This window comes from Paracoccaceae bacterium (genome assembly GCA_012103375.1).
GTDB lineage: Bacteria > Pseudomonadota > Alphaproteobacteria > Rhodobacterales > Rhodobacteraceae > WLWX01.
Genome location: WLWX01000001.1, coordinates 1,018,794 through 1,037,085 on the forward strand (window position 1 = coordinate 1,018,794; position 18,292 = coordinate 1,037,085).

The window sequence follows — 18,292 nt, forward strand, 5'->3', positions numbered from 1 at the left end:
AAGGGGCGTTCGGGAAATCGTCAGCCGAAGTATCCCAAGACCAGCTTCAATGCCTCACGAATTCCAAAGTCGACGACGAAGAAGAACACCGCCGTGATCGTGCACAGCACGAAAACCATACCGGTCGTTACCAGAACCTCGCGACGTCCGGGCCAGACGACCTTGGACACTTCCGAGCGGACCTGCTGGATGAACTGAAACGGATTGGTACGGGTTGCCATGTGCGGTCTCCTTCGGGGCGCAGATACGCGCTCTGGCAGGGTGTTTCAAGACGATTGCGTTCACATCATATCCAGCGGATCAGCCGCAGGATCAGCAACTGCAGTGCCAGGACGATGGCCAGACCGCTGCAGAATGTCCAGAAAGCCATCGGCCAATCCGCACCGGGAATGCCCGCGACGTTGATCCCCATCAGCCCGGTCAGGAACCCCAATGGCAGGAATATCGCCGAAATCACCGACAGGACAAAGAGGTTGCGGTTCAGCCGGTCCGCCAGCGCCGCCTGCAGTTCATCCTTGACGACCTGCAACCGTTCGCGCATCGCGTCGAGTTCTTCGACGGTGCGCACCAGGCGGTCATGCGCTTCGAACAGGCGCCGATGATCGGTTTCGTCCAGCATGCGCACATTCGCCTGTGCCAACAATGACAACGCGTCCCGTTGTGGCGCGATGTGGCGACGGAAAGAGACGATTCGCCGCCGGGTTTCGGTGATCCGGCTGCGCAGATCTGCCGAATGATCGGTCATCACGTTTTCTTCCAGCGCGTCGACCTCTTCGTCCAGATCGCGCAAAAACGTCTCGATCCGGTTGCCCAGATGGTCAACCACGTCACACAGGAAGGCCCCGGCGCGGGTTGGTCCACGACCCGATTCCAACCCGATGCGCATGTCGTCGAGCGAGGCCAGCCGCCGCCGCGCAACCGTGACAATGCGCGCCGGTTCAAGCCACATCCGCACCGACACCATGTCTTCGGGTTCTTCCCCGTCATTCAGGTTCACGCCACGCAGGATCAGCATCAGCCCGTCATTCAGCGGCATCGCACGGGGGCGGGTTTCGTCGGCAAGCAGCGCTGTCAGAACATGCGGATCAAGATAGCCCAGCCAGGTCGCGATCCATTTGCGCAATCCCGGCGCATCGGCGGCAAGATGCACCCAGGCAGGTTCCTGCGCGCGCAGTGCCGCGACGATTGATGCATCGCTGCGCAGCACGACGTTCCCGACATCGGTGCGCAGGGCACAGGCAAAAAGGACCGCATCCGTCATGGCACAACGCTACTGCAAGCACCGGGGCGTGCAAGTCCGTTTCGCTGACCGATAGCCTGTTGTGCCCCACGCCATGCACTGGTTGCGGCGCAACCACTGCCGGACACGGCAGGCAGGATCAACAATCGTGCGGTGATGTTCCTGGCAGGGGTTGAGGGACTCGAACCCACGACCCTCGGTTTTGGAGACCGATGCTCTACCAACTGAGCTAAACCCCTAGAACCAGTGCCGGTGTCCTAGGCAATGGACGCGCGGATATCAAGCGCGATTGTGAGGCGCGCCGCTGGAACGGAATGTTCCATGAAACCATCTGCCGACCATGCTGCACACCATGTTGAACCCGACCGGTCGGGACCATGTCACTTCTTCCTGGACTCGCGCTGACGCCCACCCGATGTCAGGCCACCGGGGCTGCAGGCATTCTGCAAGGCCCGCCATTCACGCACGCTCAGAACCGGCGCGCCCGAAACCTGCGTCAGTTCGCCAGCCCGCGCAATCCGGTCGCCCAGCGCCGGATGAGAGCTGAAATGCGCGATCAGCCCTTCCGCCTCACCCCCGGCTTCGCGGAAACGTTCAAACATGCTTGCCAGGGCGGCGGGCGGCAAACCGGCCTGGTCCAGAATATCCAGCGCGAAAATATCCGCGTTGTTCTCAGCCTCGCGGGAATAGCTTGCCTGAATCAACCGCTCGGTCATGAACAGGACCGCCGCGCCGCCGGCAAAATCACCAAACAACAGGCCCAGAACCCCGACTGAACCGGCCGTCCTCAGCGCGATACGCGCCGGGTCACGGGCCACGACATGGCCGATTTCATGTGCAAGTACGGCTGCAACCTCTTCCGGGGACTCGGCCGCGTCGATCAGACCACGAAACAGGATCACCTGCCCGCCCGGCAGGGCGAAGGCGTTGATCAGATCGTGGTCCAGTATATGGACGTTCAATTCAGACGGCAGTGTCGTGCCAGCGGTCAGCCGGTCTGTCATTTTCGCCAGCGCTGCAAGGCCGTCCGGGTCATCGCAAATCGCGACGGGCGCAAGTGGATTACCACTCAACACCGTGCGGATCTGTTCGAACGTGGTGTCGCCAAGCGCGCGTTCACCATCCGGTGGCAAAAGCTCGGCCAGTTGATCCGCCATCAGCGGCACCAGAACCAGAATGATCAAGGCAACCGAAGCAATGGCCCCGGCAGCCCATGCCAGAAGCCGCCCACGGCCCGGCGCGTGGGGTGCGTGGCGCAGGCGCGGCGCGCGGGCTGACAGGATGCGCATCGCTTCGCCATCGCTGACCATCAGCCGGGCCAGCGGATTGCCCTGGCGCGCCAGAACCAGCATGTCATTGCCCGCTTGATCGCGCAGGGCGCGCAACTCGGCCAATGGCCACCTGCGCGCGGGCTTGCCGGGCAGCGCCAGAACCAACGCCGCGTTGGGTCCACCTTCGTCAATGTTGATCCCGACCCGGTGAACGACCGGCGATTCTCCGTCCAGGAAATCCGCATAGGCCGAAAACTGCGGCGCGCCGTCGGTCACATGGATCGTCGTCATATCGCCGCCCCGACATCCAGCGCTTCGGCGAAGCCCTCAGCCTCGGCAAAGCGGTCGCGTTCGGTCTGTCGCACCGCCAACAGGCCCGACACGCCGGTAATGCTGAGCGTTTCTGCATAGTGTTTCATCAGCGGCAAAGTGACAAAGACCTGGCGCAACACGCCCCAGCCGATGAAGAATGAGAAATAGAAGGCAACGCCGATCGCGGTCGCCGCCCAAAACGGCAAGCCTGCATTCGTCAGACTGTCGATGTTATCAAGATCAATGCTCAAGGACCCCGACAGCCCCAGGGCCGCGCCAAGCAGGATCAGGGCAGCAATCAACACGCTGAACATGACCAGCCCGGCCAGAAAATACCCGAAGCCATAGATCCAGAACACCCGCCAACTGCGCGGTGCGGCAATGAACCCGACATCGCCCGCCGATTTCGTGGCCGCCATTAACCGGAATGCGGCAACCTGATAGAACACCCAGCCGAACAGGGCGACCGGCACGCTTATCATCATCGCAACCAACGCGATTTCGTCGTCGAACCAGACTGCAACCGCAACGCAGCCCGCCGTCACCAGCGCCGGGATGTAGAACAGAAGATAAGCCGGATAGAGCATGCCCCAACCGCCACCCTGCGTCAGCGTCACCGTTCCATAAGTCGTCCGGTCGGTCCGGAATTTTTCCAGCCGATAGGTCATGCGCGGCCAGAACACACCCAGTGAGGCCAGCGTGATGATCCAGTGCCACAATGCGCGACCCGCGTATCCCCAGGCACCGGGTTCCAGGCCAAACCGGATGCCACGCCAGCGGGTGCGCGCAAGGATATAACGTCGTGCGCGGTACTGCGCATAGAACAAGATCGGGATCACCCCCACAAAGCTGAGGACATAGGCGGCAACATTGCCCTGCAGCAGCGCGAAGCTGAGGAACATCAGGATCAGGTTCACAACGCCGATGTAAAAGGCCAGAAACACCACCGCGATCAGAAAACCCAGCAGCTTCTCCAGAGGTTCGCCAAGATATTCAAGGGGCTGCCCGCCGGGTCGGATGGACGACAAATAGAACCTGCGCAGCCGGGTTTTCATCCAGAAGCGGTAAAACCCCAGCGTCAGAACCGTCAGTACGCTGGTCTTCAACGCCAGCCAGAACAAGCGCCCGCGCCGGCCAACAAAGCTGGTGCTCAGGTCGGCAAGCGCACTCATGTAAATGTATTGTCGCGGGGGAATCCTCGCGGTGCCATTCGGCCGGCGGCGGCGCGTTTGCCGCGCCATTCGCCGAGCGCAGTCTCGGTCCGGGTCCGCCCTGCCGGATCGTGCCATGACAGGCCGTCGGCCAGCGTGAAGGTCGTCAGATCGCTCAGCCCGCCGTCCTTGTATTTCTGCAACCGGACACCTTTGCCGCGGGTCATTTCGGGCAGCTCATCCAGCGCAAAAATCAGCACCTTGCGGTTTTCGCCCACGGTTGCCACGGAATCACCGCTGATCGGTTTGCAGATCCGCGCCACCACGTCACCTTTGACGTTCAGCACCTGCTTGCCGGTGCGGGTCTGGGCGATGATCTCACCCTCGGGCACCACGAACCCGTCCCCTGCGGACGAGGCGACCAGCAAACGCCTATCCGGGTCATGCACGAACAGATCGACAATCGACGCCTCATTCGGCAGGTCGATCATCAGGCGCACTGGTTCGCCCATACCGCGCCCGCCGGGCAGATTGCTGGCCGGGATCGTATAGAAGCGCCCGTTGCCGCCAAACAGGATCAGCTTGTCTGTGGTCTGGGCGTGGAACAGGAACCGTCCTTCGTCGCCGTCCTTGAACTTCAAATCGCTGGCCGGGTCGATGTGGCCTTTCATGGCGCGAATCCAGCCCATCGACGAACAGACCACGGTGATCGGTTCCTTGGCGATCATCGCTTCAAGGGGAACTTCTTCCACTTCGCTGGCTTCTTCGAACCGCGTGCGGCGGGCGGACAGGGCGGCGTCTTTGCCAAAATCTTTCTTAACCTCGCGCAATTCGTCGGCGATGCGTTTCCACTGAAGATCGTCCGAGGACAGCAGATCGCGCAAGTCTGCACGCTCGTCCTCCAGCGCTTGTTTTTCGCGCAGCAGCTCCATTTCCTCCAACCGGCGCAGGCTGCGCAGGCGCATGTTCAGGATCGCTTCGACCTGAACCTCGCTCAGCGCCGGGTACGGCTCCAGGCCCAGCCCGATGGGGCCAATGTAATCGCCCTCGTCCAGGGCACGGGGGAATTCGCGGTCCCAATCCTCGGCCATCAGCGCCGCCTTGGGATCGTCGTCATAGCGGATGATGTCGATGACCCGGTCGAGGTTCAGGAACGCAACGATAAACCCTTCCAGAACCTCCAGCCGATGGTCGATCTTATCCAGCCGGTGCTGGCTGCGGCGCAGCAGCACGTCGCGCCGGTGATCAAGGAAGGCGCGCAGCACTTCCTTCAGCGAACAGACCTTCGGCGTCAGCCCGTCGATCAGCACGTTCATGTTCAGCGAGAACCGCGTTTCCAGATCGGACGCACGAAACAGCATCCCCATCATTTGTTCGGGGTCCACGGTGCGGGCGCGCGGTTCCAGGACGATGCGGATATCCTCGGCACTTTCGTCGCGCACGTCCGCCAGGATCGGCAGCTTCTTGGTCTGGATCAGCTCGGCCAGCTTTTCGATCAGCCGGGATTTCGGCACCTGATACGGGATCTCGGTGACGATGATCTGCCACTGGCCGCGGCCCAGATCCTCAACCTCCCAGGAGGAGCGGAGCCGGAAGCTGCCGCGCCCGGTGCGATAGGCGTTGGCGATATTCTTGGGTGGTTCAACGATCACGCCACCGGTCGGGAAGTCCGGCCCCGGCACCATGTCGATCAGCGTGTCTTCGCGCACCAGTTCGGAATTCTTCGCCTTGGCCAAATGAATGCAGGCATCCAGCAATTCGTTCAGATTATGCGGCGGAATGTTCGTCGCCATCCCCACTGCGATCCCGCTGGACCCATTGGCCAGCAGGTTCGGAAAGGTCGCGGGCAGGACAACGGGTTCCTGCAATGTGCCATCGTAATTGTCGCGAAAATCGACCGCGTTTTCGGCCAGACCTTCCAGCAACGCCTCGGCCGCCGCCGTCATCCGCGCTTCGGTGTATCGCGCCGCCGCCGGGTTATCGCCGTCGACGTTGCCAAAGTTGCCTTGCCCGTCAACCAGCGGATAGCGGACGTTGAAATCCTGCGCCAGCCGCGCCATCGCGTCATAGATCGCCGCATCCCCGTGCGGGTGATAATTCCCCATGACATCGCCGGAAATCTTCGCCGATTTCCGAAATCCCCCGGTCGAGTTCAACTTCAATTCGCGCATTGCATAAAGAATGCGCCGGTGCACCGGCTTCAGCCCGTCGCGCGCATCCGGCAGGGCGCGGTGCATGATCGTGGACAGCGCATAGGTCAGATACCGCTCGCCAATCGCGCGGCGCAGCGGTTCGACAAGGTCGTCCGGCACATCACCGGTCAGATCATCAGCATCGGACATCTGCGCCGGTGATACCCCTTGCGATTCAGGGCGGCAAGCGCTGGCAAAGCAGAATTTTGAACCGAGTCCCCCCTGCAACCGACCCATGAACAGGAAGACACGATTTCCAAACCTGGGGAGGCCACAATGAACCGCATCATCAACGCCACGATCATCGCCCTATACGCCACCGCAATCCCGCTGCTGGCCGGGCTGAACAGTGACACCGTCGAACGCCTTGTTGCGTTGAGTGGTATAGACGCCGCTCAGGCGTCCGGCGAAGCGGTTCCCGTCAGCGACGCCCAAGCGATCGAAATGGCGCTTGCAGCGACACGCGCGAACCACAAGCCCGCCCCGCTGACCCGGTTTGCGCCGTTCATGGATGCCGAAATTGAAGAAGGCGTCACGGTCCTTGCCAGTCTGAACTGATATCAGGCCAGGCTGCGCAAATGGCCACGTGATTGCCGCAACGCCGCCGTTGCCACGCCCCACCGCCTGACCTAACTGCACCCCAACCAAAGTATGAAAGCGGGTGCAGTGCGCGAACCAAGTTCCGATCCCAAGCGGTCAATCCTGATCACCGGCTGTTCGTCCGGTATCGGGCGCGATGCGGCACACACACTCAGCGCGCGCGGCTGGCAGGTTTTCGCAAGCTGCCGCAAGCAGGCCGACTGTGATGCGCTGATCGCCCAGGGCATTGCCAGCCCGCGCCTCGACTACAATGACCCGGACAGCATCGGCGCAGCCCTCGACGCGGTTCTTGCAGCCACTGGCGGCAGGCTGGACGCGCTGTTCAACAACGGGGCCTATGCGATCCCCGGCGCGGTCGAAGATCTGCCCACCGACGCCTTGCGCGCCATTTTCGAGGCCAACGTCTTTGGCTGGCACGAATTGACGCGGCAGGTGATCCCGGTGATGCGCGCCCAGGGCCATGGGCGGATCGTGCAATGCTTCTCCGTTCTTGGCTTCATCCCGATGAAGTGGCGCGGGGCCTATGTGGCCAGCAAATACGCCTTGGAAGGGCTGACCGACACCCTGCGCCTGGAAATGGCCGAGACTCCCATTCGCATCAGCCTGATCGAACCCGGCCCGATCACGACACGGTTCCGCGTCAACGCCGCGCAAGAGTTCGCGCGCTGGATCGACTGGCAGGCCTCGGCCCGTCGGGATCAATATGAATCCAGCCTTCTGGCTCGCCTGAAATCAGCGACCGAGGGCAAGGACGCCTTCGAATTGCCGCCTTCGGCAGTGACCAGAAAACTGATCCATTCGCTTGAGGCAGCACGCCCCAAAGCCCGCTATTTCGTGACGGCACCCACATGGGGCGCTGCGTTCCTCGGGCGGGTGCTGCCAACGCGCGCACTGGACTGGGTGGTTGGAAAGGGCTGACCTGCAGTCGACACGGCGCAACACACTGGGACATTATCGGGTGATCGTGCAGAGGTAAATGGTGGAGCCGATCGGGATCGAACCGACGACCTCGTCATTGCGAACGACGCGCTCTCCCAACTGAGCTACGGCCCCACTGGAATCTTAGATGGGTGATGCGGAATTCGCTGTCAAGCAGCGCGCCGGGCCGTCAGATATTGGAAACGATCGTTCCGTCATCCATCATGTCCAGCTCGATCTTGCCGCTGACACCGTCTTCATCCACCGGTTCACAGGCGGCCAGCGCAAGCACAAACGCCGCAACGAAAATTCCACGGATCATATCTTTTTCCCCTGTTCGGCCTTGTCCGGCCTTGATCAACCCAACGTTACCGCAAATGCGCAGTTGTGACCTGTTCTAGCCGTGGCGGACGAAATCTCAACCAGCAAATGCGCTGCCGCCCGGACACCGTGGCGGCAGCGCAACGCGGTTCACCTGACCCTATCCCGCCGCGTCGAGGTAGTCTTCAAGCGGCGGACAGGTGCAGACAAGGTTGCGGTCACCATAGACATTGTCGACCCGGTTGACCGGGGCCCAATATTTATCGACCCGAAACGCGCCCGCCGGGTAACAGCCCTGTTCGCGGCTGTAGGGGCGATCCCAGTCACCGACGAGGTCTTCGACCGTGTGCGGCGCGCGGCGCAGGGGGCTGTCTTCGGATGAGATCTCGCCTTTTTCAACGGCACGAATTTCCTCGCGGATGTCCAGCATCGCGTCGCAGAACCGATCCAGCTCGGCCTTGGTTTCTGACTCGGTGGGTTCGACCATCAGCGTGCCGGCGACTGGCCAGCTCATCGTTGGGGCGTGGAAACCGTTGTCGATAAGGCGCTTGGCGATATCGTCCACGGTGACGCCCGCGTCCGCAAAGGGCCGCGTGTCGAGGATGCATTCATGCGCGACGCGGCCTTTGCCACCTTTGAACAGCACGTCATAGGCCCCTTCCAGCCGCTTGGCGATATAGTTGCCGTTCAGGATCGCAACGCGCGTCGCCTGCGTCAGCCCGGCCCCACCCATCATCAGGATATAGGCCCAGCTGATCGGCAGGATCGAGGCGGATCCGAAGGGCGCAGAGCTGACCGGCCCTTCGCTGCCACCGGTTTCGGGATGCCCCGGCAGATGCGGTGCCAGATGCGCCCTGACGCCAATCGGCCCCATGCCCGGCCCGCCGCCGCCGTGGGGAATGCAGAAGGTCTTGTGCAAGTTCAGGTGGCTGACATCACCGCCGATCTGACCCGGCTGTACCAGCCCGACCATCGCGTTCAGGTTCGCCCCGTCGATATAGACCTGCCCGCCGTGATCATGGGTGATCTGGCAGACCTCGCGCACTGTTTCCTCGAACACGCCGTGGGTGCTGGGATAGGTGATCATGCAGGCGGCCAGAGCGTCCCCGGCAGCCTCAGCCTTGGCGCGAAAATCCTCGACATCCACGTCACCGTTCTCGGCAGATTTGACCACCACGACCTTCATGCCCGCCATCTGCGCGCTGGCCGGGTTGGTGCCGTGGGCAGAAACCGGGATCAGGCAGATGTTGCGCCCGTCATCGCCATTGGCGCGGTGATAGGCGGAGATGGTCAGCAGCCCGGCGTATTCCCCCTGCGCGCCTGAATTCGGCTGCAACGACATCGCGTCATAGCCGGTGATCGCGCAGAGTTTCTCGGACAGGTCTGCCAACATCGCACCGTATCCTGCCGCCTGATCCACCGGCGCAAACGGGTGAATATGCGCAAACTCGGGCCAGGTGATCGGAATCATCTCGGCCGCCGCATTCAGTTTCATGGTGCAACTGCCCAGCGGGATCATCGCGCGATCCAACGCCAGATCGCGGTCAGCAAGACGGCGCATATAGCGCATCATCTCGGTCTCGGCCCGGTTCAGATGGAAGATCGGGTGGGTCAGGTAATCGGTCTTGCGGATCAACGCGTCCGGCATCCGATAGGCCGGATCGGCCCCGTCTTCCGCACGCACGATCCCGAAAGCCCGCCAGACCAGTTCCAGCGTTTCCGGGCGCGTGGTTTCATCGACCGAAATGCCGATCTCTCCGGCTGGCAGGATGCGCAGGTTCAGCCCCAGGCCCTGCGCAGCGGCATAGATCTTGGCCTGCTTTTCCCCGGCAGCGACCGTGATCGTGTCGAAGAACGACTTGGGCGAGACTTTGTAACCGCCCGCCTCCAGACCTTCGGCCAGACGGGCAGCCTTCAGATGGACCTGCTGAGCGATGGCTTTCAGCCCCTCGGGGCCATGGAACACAGCGTAAAAACTGGCCATCACGGCCAGCAGCGCCTGAGCCGTGCACACATTGCTGGTCGCCTTTTCGCGCCGGATGTGTTGTTCGCGCGTTTGCAGGCTCAGCCGGTAGGCCTTGTTGCCGCGCGCATCAATCGACACGCCGACCAAACGCCCCGGCATCGTCCGCTTCATTGCGTCGGTGCAGGCCATATAGGCCGCGTGCGGACCGCCGTATCCCATCGGCACCCCGAACCGCTGAGTCGAGCCGACGGCGATATCGGCCCCCATTGCGCCCGGTTCCTTCAGCACCGTCAGCGCCAGCGGGTCAGCAATGACAATGCCGATGGCCTTGGCGGCATGCAGCGCCTCGATCTGCGGGGTGAAATCCATCAGATGCCCGCGCGTTCCCGGATATTGGAAGATCGCGCCGAACACCGCTTCGGCGTCCAGATCAACGGGGTCGCCCACCACAATCTCGAACCCCAACGGCTCGGCCCGGGTGCGCATCACCTCGATGCTTTGAGGGTGGCATTCCTGATCAACAAAGAACGCCGTCGCCTTCGATTTTGACACCCGCTGCGCCATCGCCATCGCCTCGGCCGCCGCCGTGCCTTCGTCCAAAAGTGAGGCATTGGCGACCGGCAGTCCGGTCAGGTCGCAGATCATCGTCTGATAGTTCAACAAGGCCTCAAGCCGGCCTTGCGAAATCTCGGGCTGATAGGGCGTATAAGCCGTGTACCAGGCCGGGTTTTCCAGGATGTTGCGCTGGATCACCGGCGGCGTGACGCAGCCGTAATACCCCTGCCCGATCAGCGAGGTGAACAGCTGGTTCTTCGAGGCAACCTCGCGCATGTGATACAGCAATTCCCGCTCACTCAGCGCGCGCCCGAATTCCAGCGGTTTGTCCTGCCGGATGCTTTTGGGGATCGTCTGGTCGATCAGGTCATCCAGACTGTCCGCGCCCACGACCTTCAGCAGCTCGGCCATTTCCTCGGGCGAGGGGCCGATGTGGCGTCGGTTGGCGAAATCATAGGGCTGATAATCTGTGGGTGAGAAGGGCATGAAAGTCTCCGTTCAGGTCGGTGCGCCAGCCGGGGCGTGGCACAGGATATTCAACAAGGTTCCAGCGGGGTCGCGCACATACAAACGGCGCACGCCCCAGGGTTCATCGACCGGGCCATAGCTGGGCGTCACGCCCATCGCGGCCAGCCGTGCGATCACATCGTCCAGATCATCCACCTCGATCGAAAGCGCGGGCACCGGCGTGCCGGACCCGCCTTCGCTGGCAAGGCTGATCTGAATGGGCGCAGGCGCGTCCCCCTGCAGCGTGACGATGAAGCCCGCGTCCATCACGATCTTCAGACCGAACAGCCGTTCGTAAAATCCAGCCAGAGCTTGTGGGTCTGAAACCTCCAGATCGCTGACAATGCGCAGAACGCGCACCACAGCGCCTAGGCGATGAACTTGTTATAGGCGGCTTCGTCCATCAGATCATCCAGAACGGACATATCCTCGATCTTCATCTTGAAGAACCAGGCGTCGCCGGTGGGATCATCGTTGACCTTGCCGGGTTCATCGCCCAGCGGCGTGTTCACCTCGACAATCTCGCCGTCCAGCGGGGCCAGGATGTCGGACGCGGCCTTGACGCTTTCGATCACCACAACTTCGTCATCCTTGGTGACCGTCATCGGCACGTCCGGCAGTTCCACGAACACCACATCGCCCAGCTGTTCCGAGGCATGTGCCGTGATCCCGACCACGACCAGATCATCTTCGACGCGCAGCCATTCGTGTTCTTCGGTGTATTTCATCTTCAGTCTCTCCCAGTTGATTATCGTTTGAATTGCGCCGGGCGGAACGGCATTGCCGCCACTGTAACCGGCAAAAGTTTTCTGCGCACCTCGCCCAGAAGGGCGGTGCCGACGTCGGCGTAGGCAGCCTCGACATAGCCCATTGAAACGGGGCGTTCGACGGTTGGCCCGAAGGCACCCGACGTCACTGTGCCAACCGGCGTGTCCGATCCTTCGACGAACAACCGCGTCCCGTCGCGCATCGGGGCGCGGCCTTCGGGCAGCAGACCAACGCGGCGGCGCGAGGTGCCATTCGCCATCTCATCAAGGATACGGTCTGCACCTGGAAAGCCGCCCGCCCGATCGCCCCCGGCGCGCCGTGCCTTCTGAATCGCCCAGGTCAGCGCCGCCTCAACCGGGCTGGTGGTGGCGTCTATGTCATTGCCGTAAAGGCACAATCCCGCCTCCAGCCGCAGCGTGTCCCGCGCGCCAAGACCGATAGGTTCCACATCGTCATGCGCCAGCAGAGCACGCGCCAGATCGACGGCCTGCGCATTCGGCACCGAAATCTCATACCCATCCTCACCGGTGTAGCCCGAGCGTGAGACGACACAGTCCGCCCCGGCAATCCCCACCTCGGCCACGTCCATGAACGCCATTTCCGCGACAGCGGGCGCGAGCGAAGCGAGCGCCCCTTCCGCCGCAGTCCCCTGAAACGCCAGCAGGGCGCGGTCATCCAGAACCTCGATCCAGCAGGTTTCAGACAGATGGGTTTTCATCCGCGCAATATCGGCGTCCTTGCAGGCGGCGTTGACGACGACGAAAACATGGTCGCCCATATTGGCCAGCATCAGATCATCCTCGATCCCGCCCGCGTCATTGGTGAACATCGCATAGCGCTGGCGCTTTTCGCCCAGCCCCAGAACGTTCACCGGAACCAGCGTTTCCAGCGCCAATGCGGCATCTTCGTATTGGCCCGACTTTGGCCTGACCACCACCTGACCCATGTGGCTGACATCAAACAGCCCGGCCTTTTGACGCGTGTGCAGATGCTCTTTCATCACGCCCATGGGGTACTGCACGGGCATCTCATAGCCCGCAAACGGCACCATCTTGCCGCCCAGTTCCAGGTGCAGATCGTAAAGCGGTGTTCGGTTCAGCTCCGGCATTCCCATCCCCTGTCGTTCAGCCGGATGTTCGCCCGGCACTGTTCCCCGACACCCCACATTCAGGTGTCGCCAGTGCCCCCTCTGTCCCTTCGCCTGAGATCGCTATCCCTTCGGCGGGCCCTGCGGGGCCACTCTCCAGAGTCTGTTGCCAACGGCGGTCCTTGGTGCCTGAGAGTTTACCGGGGCGGTTGCTCCTTCGGCATCGGGGCGGACCCGATTCTCCCGTCGTTGACCGGATTGGATTAGCGCGCCTTGGCGCACCGGGCAAGTCTTGCGTTTCGAATGCGTTCAGGGCTTTGTCTGGCGAATGGCTGATCCGTTCTTTTTTGGCTATGGCTCGCTGGTGAATTCCGGCACCCATGCCTACCCCGAATTTCATCCCGCCACCCTGCCCGGCTGGCGCCGCGCCTGGCGGCGTGCCCATGGCCGCGCGGCGGCCTATGTGACCGTAATGCGCGATCCGACCAGCAGTATCGAGGGCGTCATCGCCTCGGTCCCCGGTGCGGATTGGCAAGCCCTCGACGCACGAGAGGCGGCTTATGCACGGGTCGCGGTCCCGGACGTGCGCCACCCCCTGGCCCGCTGGATCTGGCGGTCTATGCCATTGCGGAGGATGCGCATGAGGCACCGACCCGGAAAAACCCGATCCTTCTCAGCTACTTGGATACTGTGGTGCAGGGCTTCCTGACACATTGGGGCCGCGACGGTGTCGCCCGGTTCTTCCAGACCACCGACGGCTGGGACGCCCCGATCCTGAACGACCGGCCCGCCCCGATCTATCCGCGCGTTCAGAACACGACCAGGGCCGAGCGTTCCCTTTCGATGAGATGCTGCACGCAGTCGATGCGCGCCCGTTTCAGGACGCGCTGGCCGAAAGCGACTGGCGCGAGGTTTGAGGCGCGCCCGCTCCATCATTGACCCAAAAATATCCCCGCCGGAGGCATCCGCTCGTCGATCCCGATGCCGCCGCTGGCGGGTGAAACGCGATCAGAGCATCAACTGATAACTCGCCGGGACATAGGCGAAGCCGTCGCCCCTGACCTCGACATAGCCCACCGCCGGGAACGGCAGGTGGTAACCGATCAGCGGAATGCGATCCGCCGCGACCATGCCCAGCAACTTGCGCCGGGTGGCGGCGGCGGCGGCTTTGTCCATGTCAAAGCGCACCTCCCAATCCGGGCGTTCCAGCGACCAGACCGCGTGGTTGGCGGTGTCGGCGATCAGCAGCATCTGCTTGCCGCCGCTGTCCAGCATATAGGCCATGTGCCCCGGCGTGTGGCCGTGGGCAGCAACAGCGGTGATGCCGCCGGGGTTGAGGCCGGTGTCGAACAGGATCTTCGCCTCGCCCGTGTCGACCAATGTCGGGGTGAAGAAGAACTGCGAATTGTCGTTGGGCAGGAAGGCCGCTTCGGACACGGCGTCGAACTCCTCATCCGGGACGTTCAGCCCGAAGATGGTATGCGGATCGGGCACGGCGCGCGATCCTGCCAGCAGGGTTACGACCTTGAAATCACCCAGGTTATGGACCCGGTGCGTCGGCAAGGGGCTGGGTTCGGCGTGGCTTGCGGCCAGCGTTGGCGTGGCGCCTGCGGCAAGCGGCAGGATCGCGGCGCTGTCCAGCGCCTGGCGACGGGTGAGTTTCATGGCAGACCTCCGTGTATGAGATTGACTTGGTCTAACCATAGGGCAACCCGGCCGTTTTTCGACTTCACAGCCCGGTGATCTGGGCCGAAAATCGCCTGTCGGCAAAACGTATGCGAAACGTATGGCAGCTGCGACAGCTCCGCGATCATTCCCACCAGCGATTAATCCGGGCAATGTCATCGTCAGACCAGCCGAAATGATGCGCCAATTCGTGGACGTAAACATGGGCCACAAGCTCGGCCAGGGTCACGTTCCCGCGTTCCGCCAGCTCGGCCAGAATGGCACGCCGGAACAGCCAGATCGTGTCCGGGCCATGGGGCTGATCGGCGACCGATTTCTGCGTCAGGGGGATGCCGTCGTAAAGGCCCGTCAGCTCTAGCGGGTCGGCGACCCCGACATCCGCCAGGATATCGCGCGGGGCCGTATCCTCGACCCGCAGCGCGACGTCGCGCGCGGCGGCGCGATAGGCGTCTGGCAAGGCATCACGCGCCGCCAGCGCCAGCACGTGCATCTGGTCAAGGCTTACATCCATGCCCCCGATATGGACATGTTTGCCCGCCTGTGAAAGAGCGTGCGACAAGGAGTTTGCCCCATGACCACCACCCGTTTCGCCCCCTCGCCCACCGGCCATATCCACGTCGGTAACCTGCGCACCGCGCTGATGAACTGGATGATTGCCCGCAAGGCGGGCGGCACTTTCATCCTGCGGCTGGATGATACCGACCCTGAACGATCGACCCAGGCCTTCGCGGACGCGATCCAGGAAGACCTCGATTGGCTGGGCCTGCATTGGGACCGGGTTGAGAAACAGTCTGACCGGCTGGACCGCTATGCGGCGGCAGCGGATGAGATGCGCAGCAACGGGCGGCTTTATGAGGCGTTCGAGACCCCGACCGAGCTGGACCTGAAGCGCAAGAAGCTGCTGAACATGCACCGCCCGCCGGTCTATGATCGCGCGGCGCTGGAGTTGAGCGGGGCGCAAAAGGACGCCCTGCGCGCCGAGCGTGGCAACGGGGTCTGGCGGTTCAAGCTGGACCGGGAACGGATCGAATGGACCGATGGCATCCTTGGCGACATCTCAATTGATGACGCCAGCGTCAGCGACCCGGTGCTGATCCGCGCCGATGGTCAGGTCCTCTATACGATTGCCAGCGTGGTGGACGACACGGATATGGGCGTGACCCATGTGGTGCGCGGATCGGACCATGTGACCAACACGGCGACGCAGATTCAGATCATGGCGGCGCTGGGCCACGATCATCCATCTTTCGCGCATCATTCGCTGCTGACCGGCCCGCAGGGTGAGGCGCTGAGCAAACGCCTCGGCACACTGGCGCTGCGCGATCTGCGCGAAGCGGGGATTCAACCGATGGCGCTGCTGAGCCTGATGGCGCGATTGGGGTCGAGCGATCCGGTGGAGTTGCGCAATTCGCATGATGAGTTGATCGAAGGGTTCGACCTGGACCATTTCGGCAGCGCTCCGACGAAATTTGACGCCGAAGACCTGAAGCCGCTGACCGCGCGGCATCTGGCCGGTCTGCCGCTGGAGGCTGTGGCAGAAGACTTGCGCGCCGCCGGGGTGCCGGATGCGCTGGCCGATCAGTTCTGGACCGTCGTGCGTGAGAATATCGACACGCTGGCCGACCTGTCGGGCTGGTGGTCGGTGTTCGCCGAAGGGGCAACTGCCGCGCCCGAGGCCGAGGATGCCGATTTCGTGGCCGAGGCGATCGCCCTGCTGGGTCAGCCGCCCTATGGGCCCGAGACGTGGTCGGAATGGACAGCGGCCGCCAAGGAGGCTTCGGGCCGCAAGGGGCGCGCGCTGTTTGCCCCCCTGCGCCGCGCCGTGACGGGCCGGAATCGCGGACCGGAAATGGCGGATGTGATGCCGCTGTTACAGATCAAGCCGCGCGCCTGACCTCGACCCGGAACAAGGCCACAACCGCCAATGCCGAGATGACCGCAAGTGCGGCAGCTGCCAGCAAAGCCACCCGGTAAGTGCCGCTGAGGTCGAACAGCGCGCCAGCCAATGAGGGTGCGAACAGGCCAGCGGCCCCCCAGGCGGTGAAGACCCGGCCATAGATCCGCGGACTGTCGGCCATGCCGAACAGTTTGGCGATCACGGCGGGATAAGCCGCGATGGTGCCGCCATAGGCAAAGCCTGCTGCCGCGAGCATCGCAATGGTGGAACCCGGCCCCGCAATCGTGCCAAGCGCCAGAACCGCTGCTGCCGTCAAAAGCGCCAGGCAGGCCAGGACGACACCCAGTTTCGCCCGGTCAGTCAGCCGACCGGCCACAAGACTGCCCAGCAGATTTGCGACCGCGATTGCCGCAGGCGCGATCCAGATCGGCCCCGGAAATCCGGCGCCGGTGGCGATCGCGGTGGCGTGGCCGATTGCCATCAATCCGGCGGCGACACCCGCGCCGTAACCGATCCAGAGAAGCGCGAAACTGGCACCGCGAACTTCGGTTTGTGCCGACCGCGCGGGCGCGGCCGTGAACACTGCGCCTGTCGCGCGCAACATGGCTGCACAGATGATGCCTGCGCCGATCAGAACAGCCGCAAGACCGATCATCGCGGCGACAAATCCACCCAGCGACAGCGCGGCGGCAAACAGCAGCGGCGCGACCCCTGCCCCTAGCGCATAGGCGGCGGTCACCACCCCCATCGCGAACCCGGCGCGGCGCGGGTTGGCCTGTGCGGCCAATTGCAGGCCGAAGCCATATCCCAGACCATTGGCCGCCCCGAACAGCAGCGAATAGCCCAGCCAGATCATCGACAAGGACGGGGCGAACCCGGCGATCAGCGCCCCTGCTGCGGCGAGGGTGGAGACTACCATGACAAAACTCGGCGCACTCCAACGCGCAAAGATGCTATGGCCGAACAGTACAGCAAGGGTCAGAAAGCCCAATGCCAGGGAGTAGGTCAGCGAAACTGCCCCTCGGGACGCTGCGAATGCCTGTTCAAGCGGGATAAGAAAGACCGAGAATGCATGCACGGACCCCAGGACCGCAGACAGAACTGACGCGGCGAACATGACCGTAGTCCCGTGATGGCGCGGCGGTTGGGTCATGCGGGATCTGCTTTTGCGAAGGCCGGACTGGCGTCGATTCTCTGTGCGGACCTTAGCAGTAAATGGTCTGAAAACAGTCTGCGAAACGGGCGGTCAGGGGAAACCGACCAGATGGGGGCCTTGGTTATTTATTGGCCGATTGTGTTGAAAAACTCCGTTTTAGGGCCTGAACGATGATTTTTCTTTCCATGCAGCCCGATCCTAAATTTTTGGCGCGGGGGTCGGCCCAAATCGCCTACATGCGCTCACGCGCAGCCATGCGCTGTCTCGTGGTCAAAGCTTTCCGACTATTTCGCTTCATAGGTTTTCGCAAGAAATCCGCGACGCTCTGATTTCGGAGTTTTTCAACACAATCGGCCCAGCGCGGCAATCGCGGAATTCCGCGCGTGAACAGCCATGCCATGATCCGTGGCATGCCCTTGCCAGCAAGGGCGTCAAGGCAATGGGCCTGAAACTCCACCACCGTCGCATCAGGATGGCGAAACGCGCCATCGGCGTAACATAGCGAGCAATAGCGCGCCGAACGCGAGCCATCCGCTTCGGACCCGCCGCCTTCGGGGTCTTTGTTTAGCGGCATGCCGCAGCTTTCACAACTTTTCGCCATGCGCGGATGCCTCTGGCCATTTCGGATGTGTCACGTTAGATAAAACCATGGAGTTGAGTCAACG

General features: G+C 62.7%; 16 protein-coding genes, 2 tRNA genes, 1 pseudogene and 1 riboswitch. Of the genes and pseudogenes, 4 read left to right on the top strand and 15 right to left on the bottom strand.

The genetic code is table 11. The annotated features are described in order from the left end of the window. Positions 1-20 precede the first annotated feature (20 nt). The 6 genes from secE to GKR99_05375 all read right to left on the bottom strand — a co-directional run bounded on the left by secE (position 21) and on the right by GKR99_05375 (position 6,316). Positions 21-221 (bottom strand): preprotein translocase subunit SecE, encoded by a 201-nt coding sequence (secE, locus tag GKR99_05350; GenBank protein NKB26997.1) that lies wholly within the window; start codon positions 219-221, stop codon positions 21-23. A 65-nt stretch (positions 222-286) separates the two neighbouring features. Further along, entirely contained in the window at positions 287-1,261 is a 975-nt protein-coding gene (locus GKR99_05355; protein NKB26998.1) for a zinc transporter ZntB, read from the bottom strand. Between the two features lie 142 nt (positions 1,262-1,403). Then, positions 1,404-1,479: transfer RNA gene (locus GKR99_05360), tRNA-Trp, on the bottom strand. Between the two features lie 141 nt (positions 1,480-1,620). Continuing rightward, positions 1,621-2,802, bottom strand: a complete 1,182-nt coding sequence (locus GKR99_05365; GenBank protein NKB26999.1) for a M48 family metalloprotease — start codon at positions 2,800-2,802, stop codon at positions 1,621-1,623. Further along, positions 2,799-3,977, bottom strand: coding sequence for a DUF898 family protein (locus GKR99_05370; protein NKB27000.1), 1,179 nt, complete (start codon positions 3,975-3,977; stop codon positions 2,799-2,801). The genes GKR99_05365 and GKR99_05370 overlap by 4 nt, the downstream gene beginning before the upstream one ends. Positions 3,978-3,991: 14 nt before the next feature. Next, entirely contained in the window at positions 3,992-6,316 is a 2,325-nt protein-coding gene (locus GKR99_05375; protein NKB27001.1) for a DNA topoisomerase 4 subunit A, read from the bottom strand. A gap of 126 nt (positions 6,317-6,442) precedes the next feature. On the opposite strand from GKR99_05375, the gene GKR99_05380 reads away from it, so the two are divergent. Both GKR99_05380 and GKR99_05385 read left to right on the top strand, forming a co-directional pair. Then, a complete protein-coding gene (locus GKR99_05380; protein NKB27002.1) occupies positions 6,443-6,724 on the top strand; it encodes a hypothetical protein in 282 nt (93 codons plus the stop codon). A 93-nt stretch (positions 6,725-6,817) separates the two neighbouring features. After that, entirely contained in the window at positions 6,818-7,684 is an 867-nt protein-coding gene (locus GKR99_05385; GenBank protein ID NKB27003.1) for an SDR family NAD(P)-dependent oxidoreductase, read from the top strand. A 59-nt stretch (positions 7,685-7,743) separates the two neighbouring features. Here the strand turns inward: GKR99_05385 and GKR99_05390 are convergent. The 5 genes from GKR99_05390 to gcvT all read right to left on the bottom strand — a co-directional run bounded on the left by GKR99_05390 (position 7,744) and on the right by gcvT (position 12,909). Further along, positions 7,744-7,819 (bottom strand) — tRNA-Ala (locus GKR99_05390). A gap of 346 nt (positions 7,820-8,165) precedes the next feature. Further along, the gene (gene gcvP / locus GKR99_05395; protein NKB27004.1) at positions 8,166-11,012 is read right to left on the bottom strand and encodes an aminomethyl-transferring glycine dehydrogenase; all 2,847 of its coding nucleotides are present in this window, start codon (positions 11,010-11,012) and stop codon (positions 8,166-8,168) included. 12 nt (positions 11,013-11,024) lie between these two features. Beyond that, entirely contained in the window at positions 11,025-11,393 is a 369-nt protein-coding gene (locus GKR99_05400; protein ID NKB27005.1) for a glyoxalase, read from the bottom strand. Between the two features lie 8 nt (positions 11,394-11,401). Continuing rightward, on the bottom strand, positions 11,402-11,761 hold the full coding sequence (gene gcvH / locus GKR99_05405; GenBank protein NKB27006.1) for a glycine cleavage system protein GcvH: 360 nt from the start codon (positions 11,759-11,761) through the stop codon (positions 11,402-11,404). Positions 11,762-11,781: 20 nt separating this feature from the next. Continuing rightward, positions 11,782-12,909, bottom strand: a complete 1,128-nt coding sequence (gene gcvT / locus GKR99_05410; GenBank protein ID NKB27007.1) for a glycine cleavage system aminomethyltransferase GcvT — start codon at positions 12,907-12,909, stop codon at positions 11,782-11,784. Positions 12,910-13,054: 145 nt separating this feature from the next. Then, positions 13,055-13,144: riboswitch (glycine riboswitch) on the bottom strand. Positions 13,145-13,216: 72 nt separating this feature from the next. On the opposite strand from gcvT, the pseudogene GKR99_05415 reads away from it, so the two are divergent. Beyond that, positions 13,217-13,827: pseudogene (locus GKR99_05415) on the top strand (gamma-glutamylcyclotransferase). 69 nt (positions 13,828-13,896) lie between these two features. Here GKR99_05415 and GKR99_05420 read toward each other — a convergent pair. Continuing rightward, a complete protein-coding gene (locus tag GKR99_05420) occupies positions 13,897-14,553 on the bottom strand; it encodes a hypothetical protein (protein NKB27008.1) in 657 nt (218 codons plus the stop codon). Positions 14,554-14,698: 145 nt separating this feature from the next. Then, complete coding sequence (locus GKR99_05425) at positions 14,699-15,085, bottom strand: neutral zinc metallopeptidase (GenBank protein ID NKB27009.1); 387 nt, start codon at positions 15,083-15,085, stop codon at positions 14,699-14,701. A gap of 60 nt (positions 15,086-15,145) precedes the next feature. Between GKR99_05425 and GKR99_05430 the strand changes: the two genes are divergently transcribed. Beyond that, positions 15,146-16,468 (top strand): glutamate--tRNA ligase, encoded by a 1,323-nt coding sequence (locus GKR99_05430; protein NKB27010.1) that lies wholly within the window; start codon positions 15,146-15,148, stop codon positions 16,466-16,468. On the opposite strand, the gene GKR99_05435 is transcribed toward GKR99_05430, so the two are convergent. Beyond that, positions 16,452-17,624, bottom strand: coding sequence for an MFS transporter (locus GKR99_05435; protein NKB27011.1), 1,173 nt, complete (start codon positions 17,622-17,624; stop codon positions 16,452-16,454). The two genes, GKR99_05430 and GKR99_05435, sit on opposite strands and share 17 nt — an antisense overlap. A gap of 235 nt (positions 17,625-17,859) precedes the next feature. Then, positions 17,860-18,228, bottom strand: coding sequence for a hypothetical protein (locus GKR99_05440; GenBank protein NKB27012.1), 369 nt, complete (start codon positions 18,226-18,228; stop codon positions 17,860-17,862). Positions 18,229-18,292 lie beyond the last annotated feature (64 nt).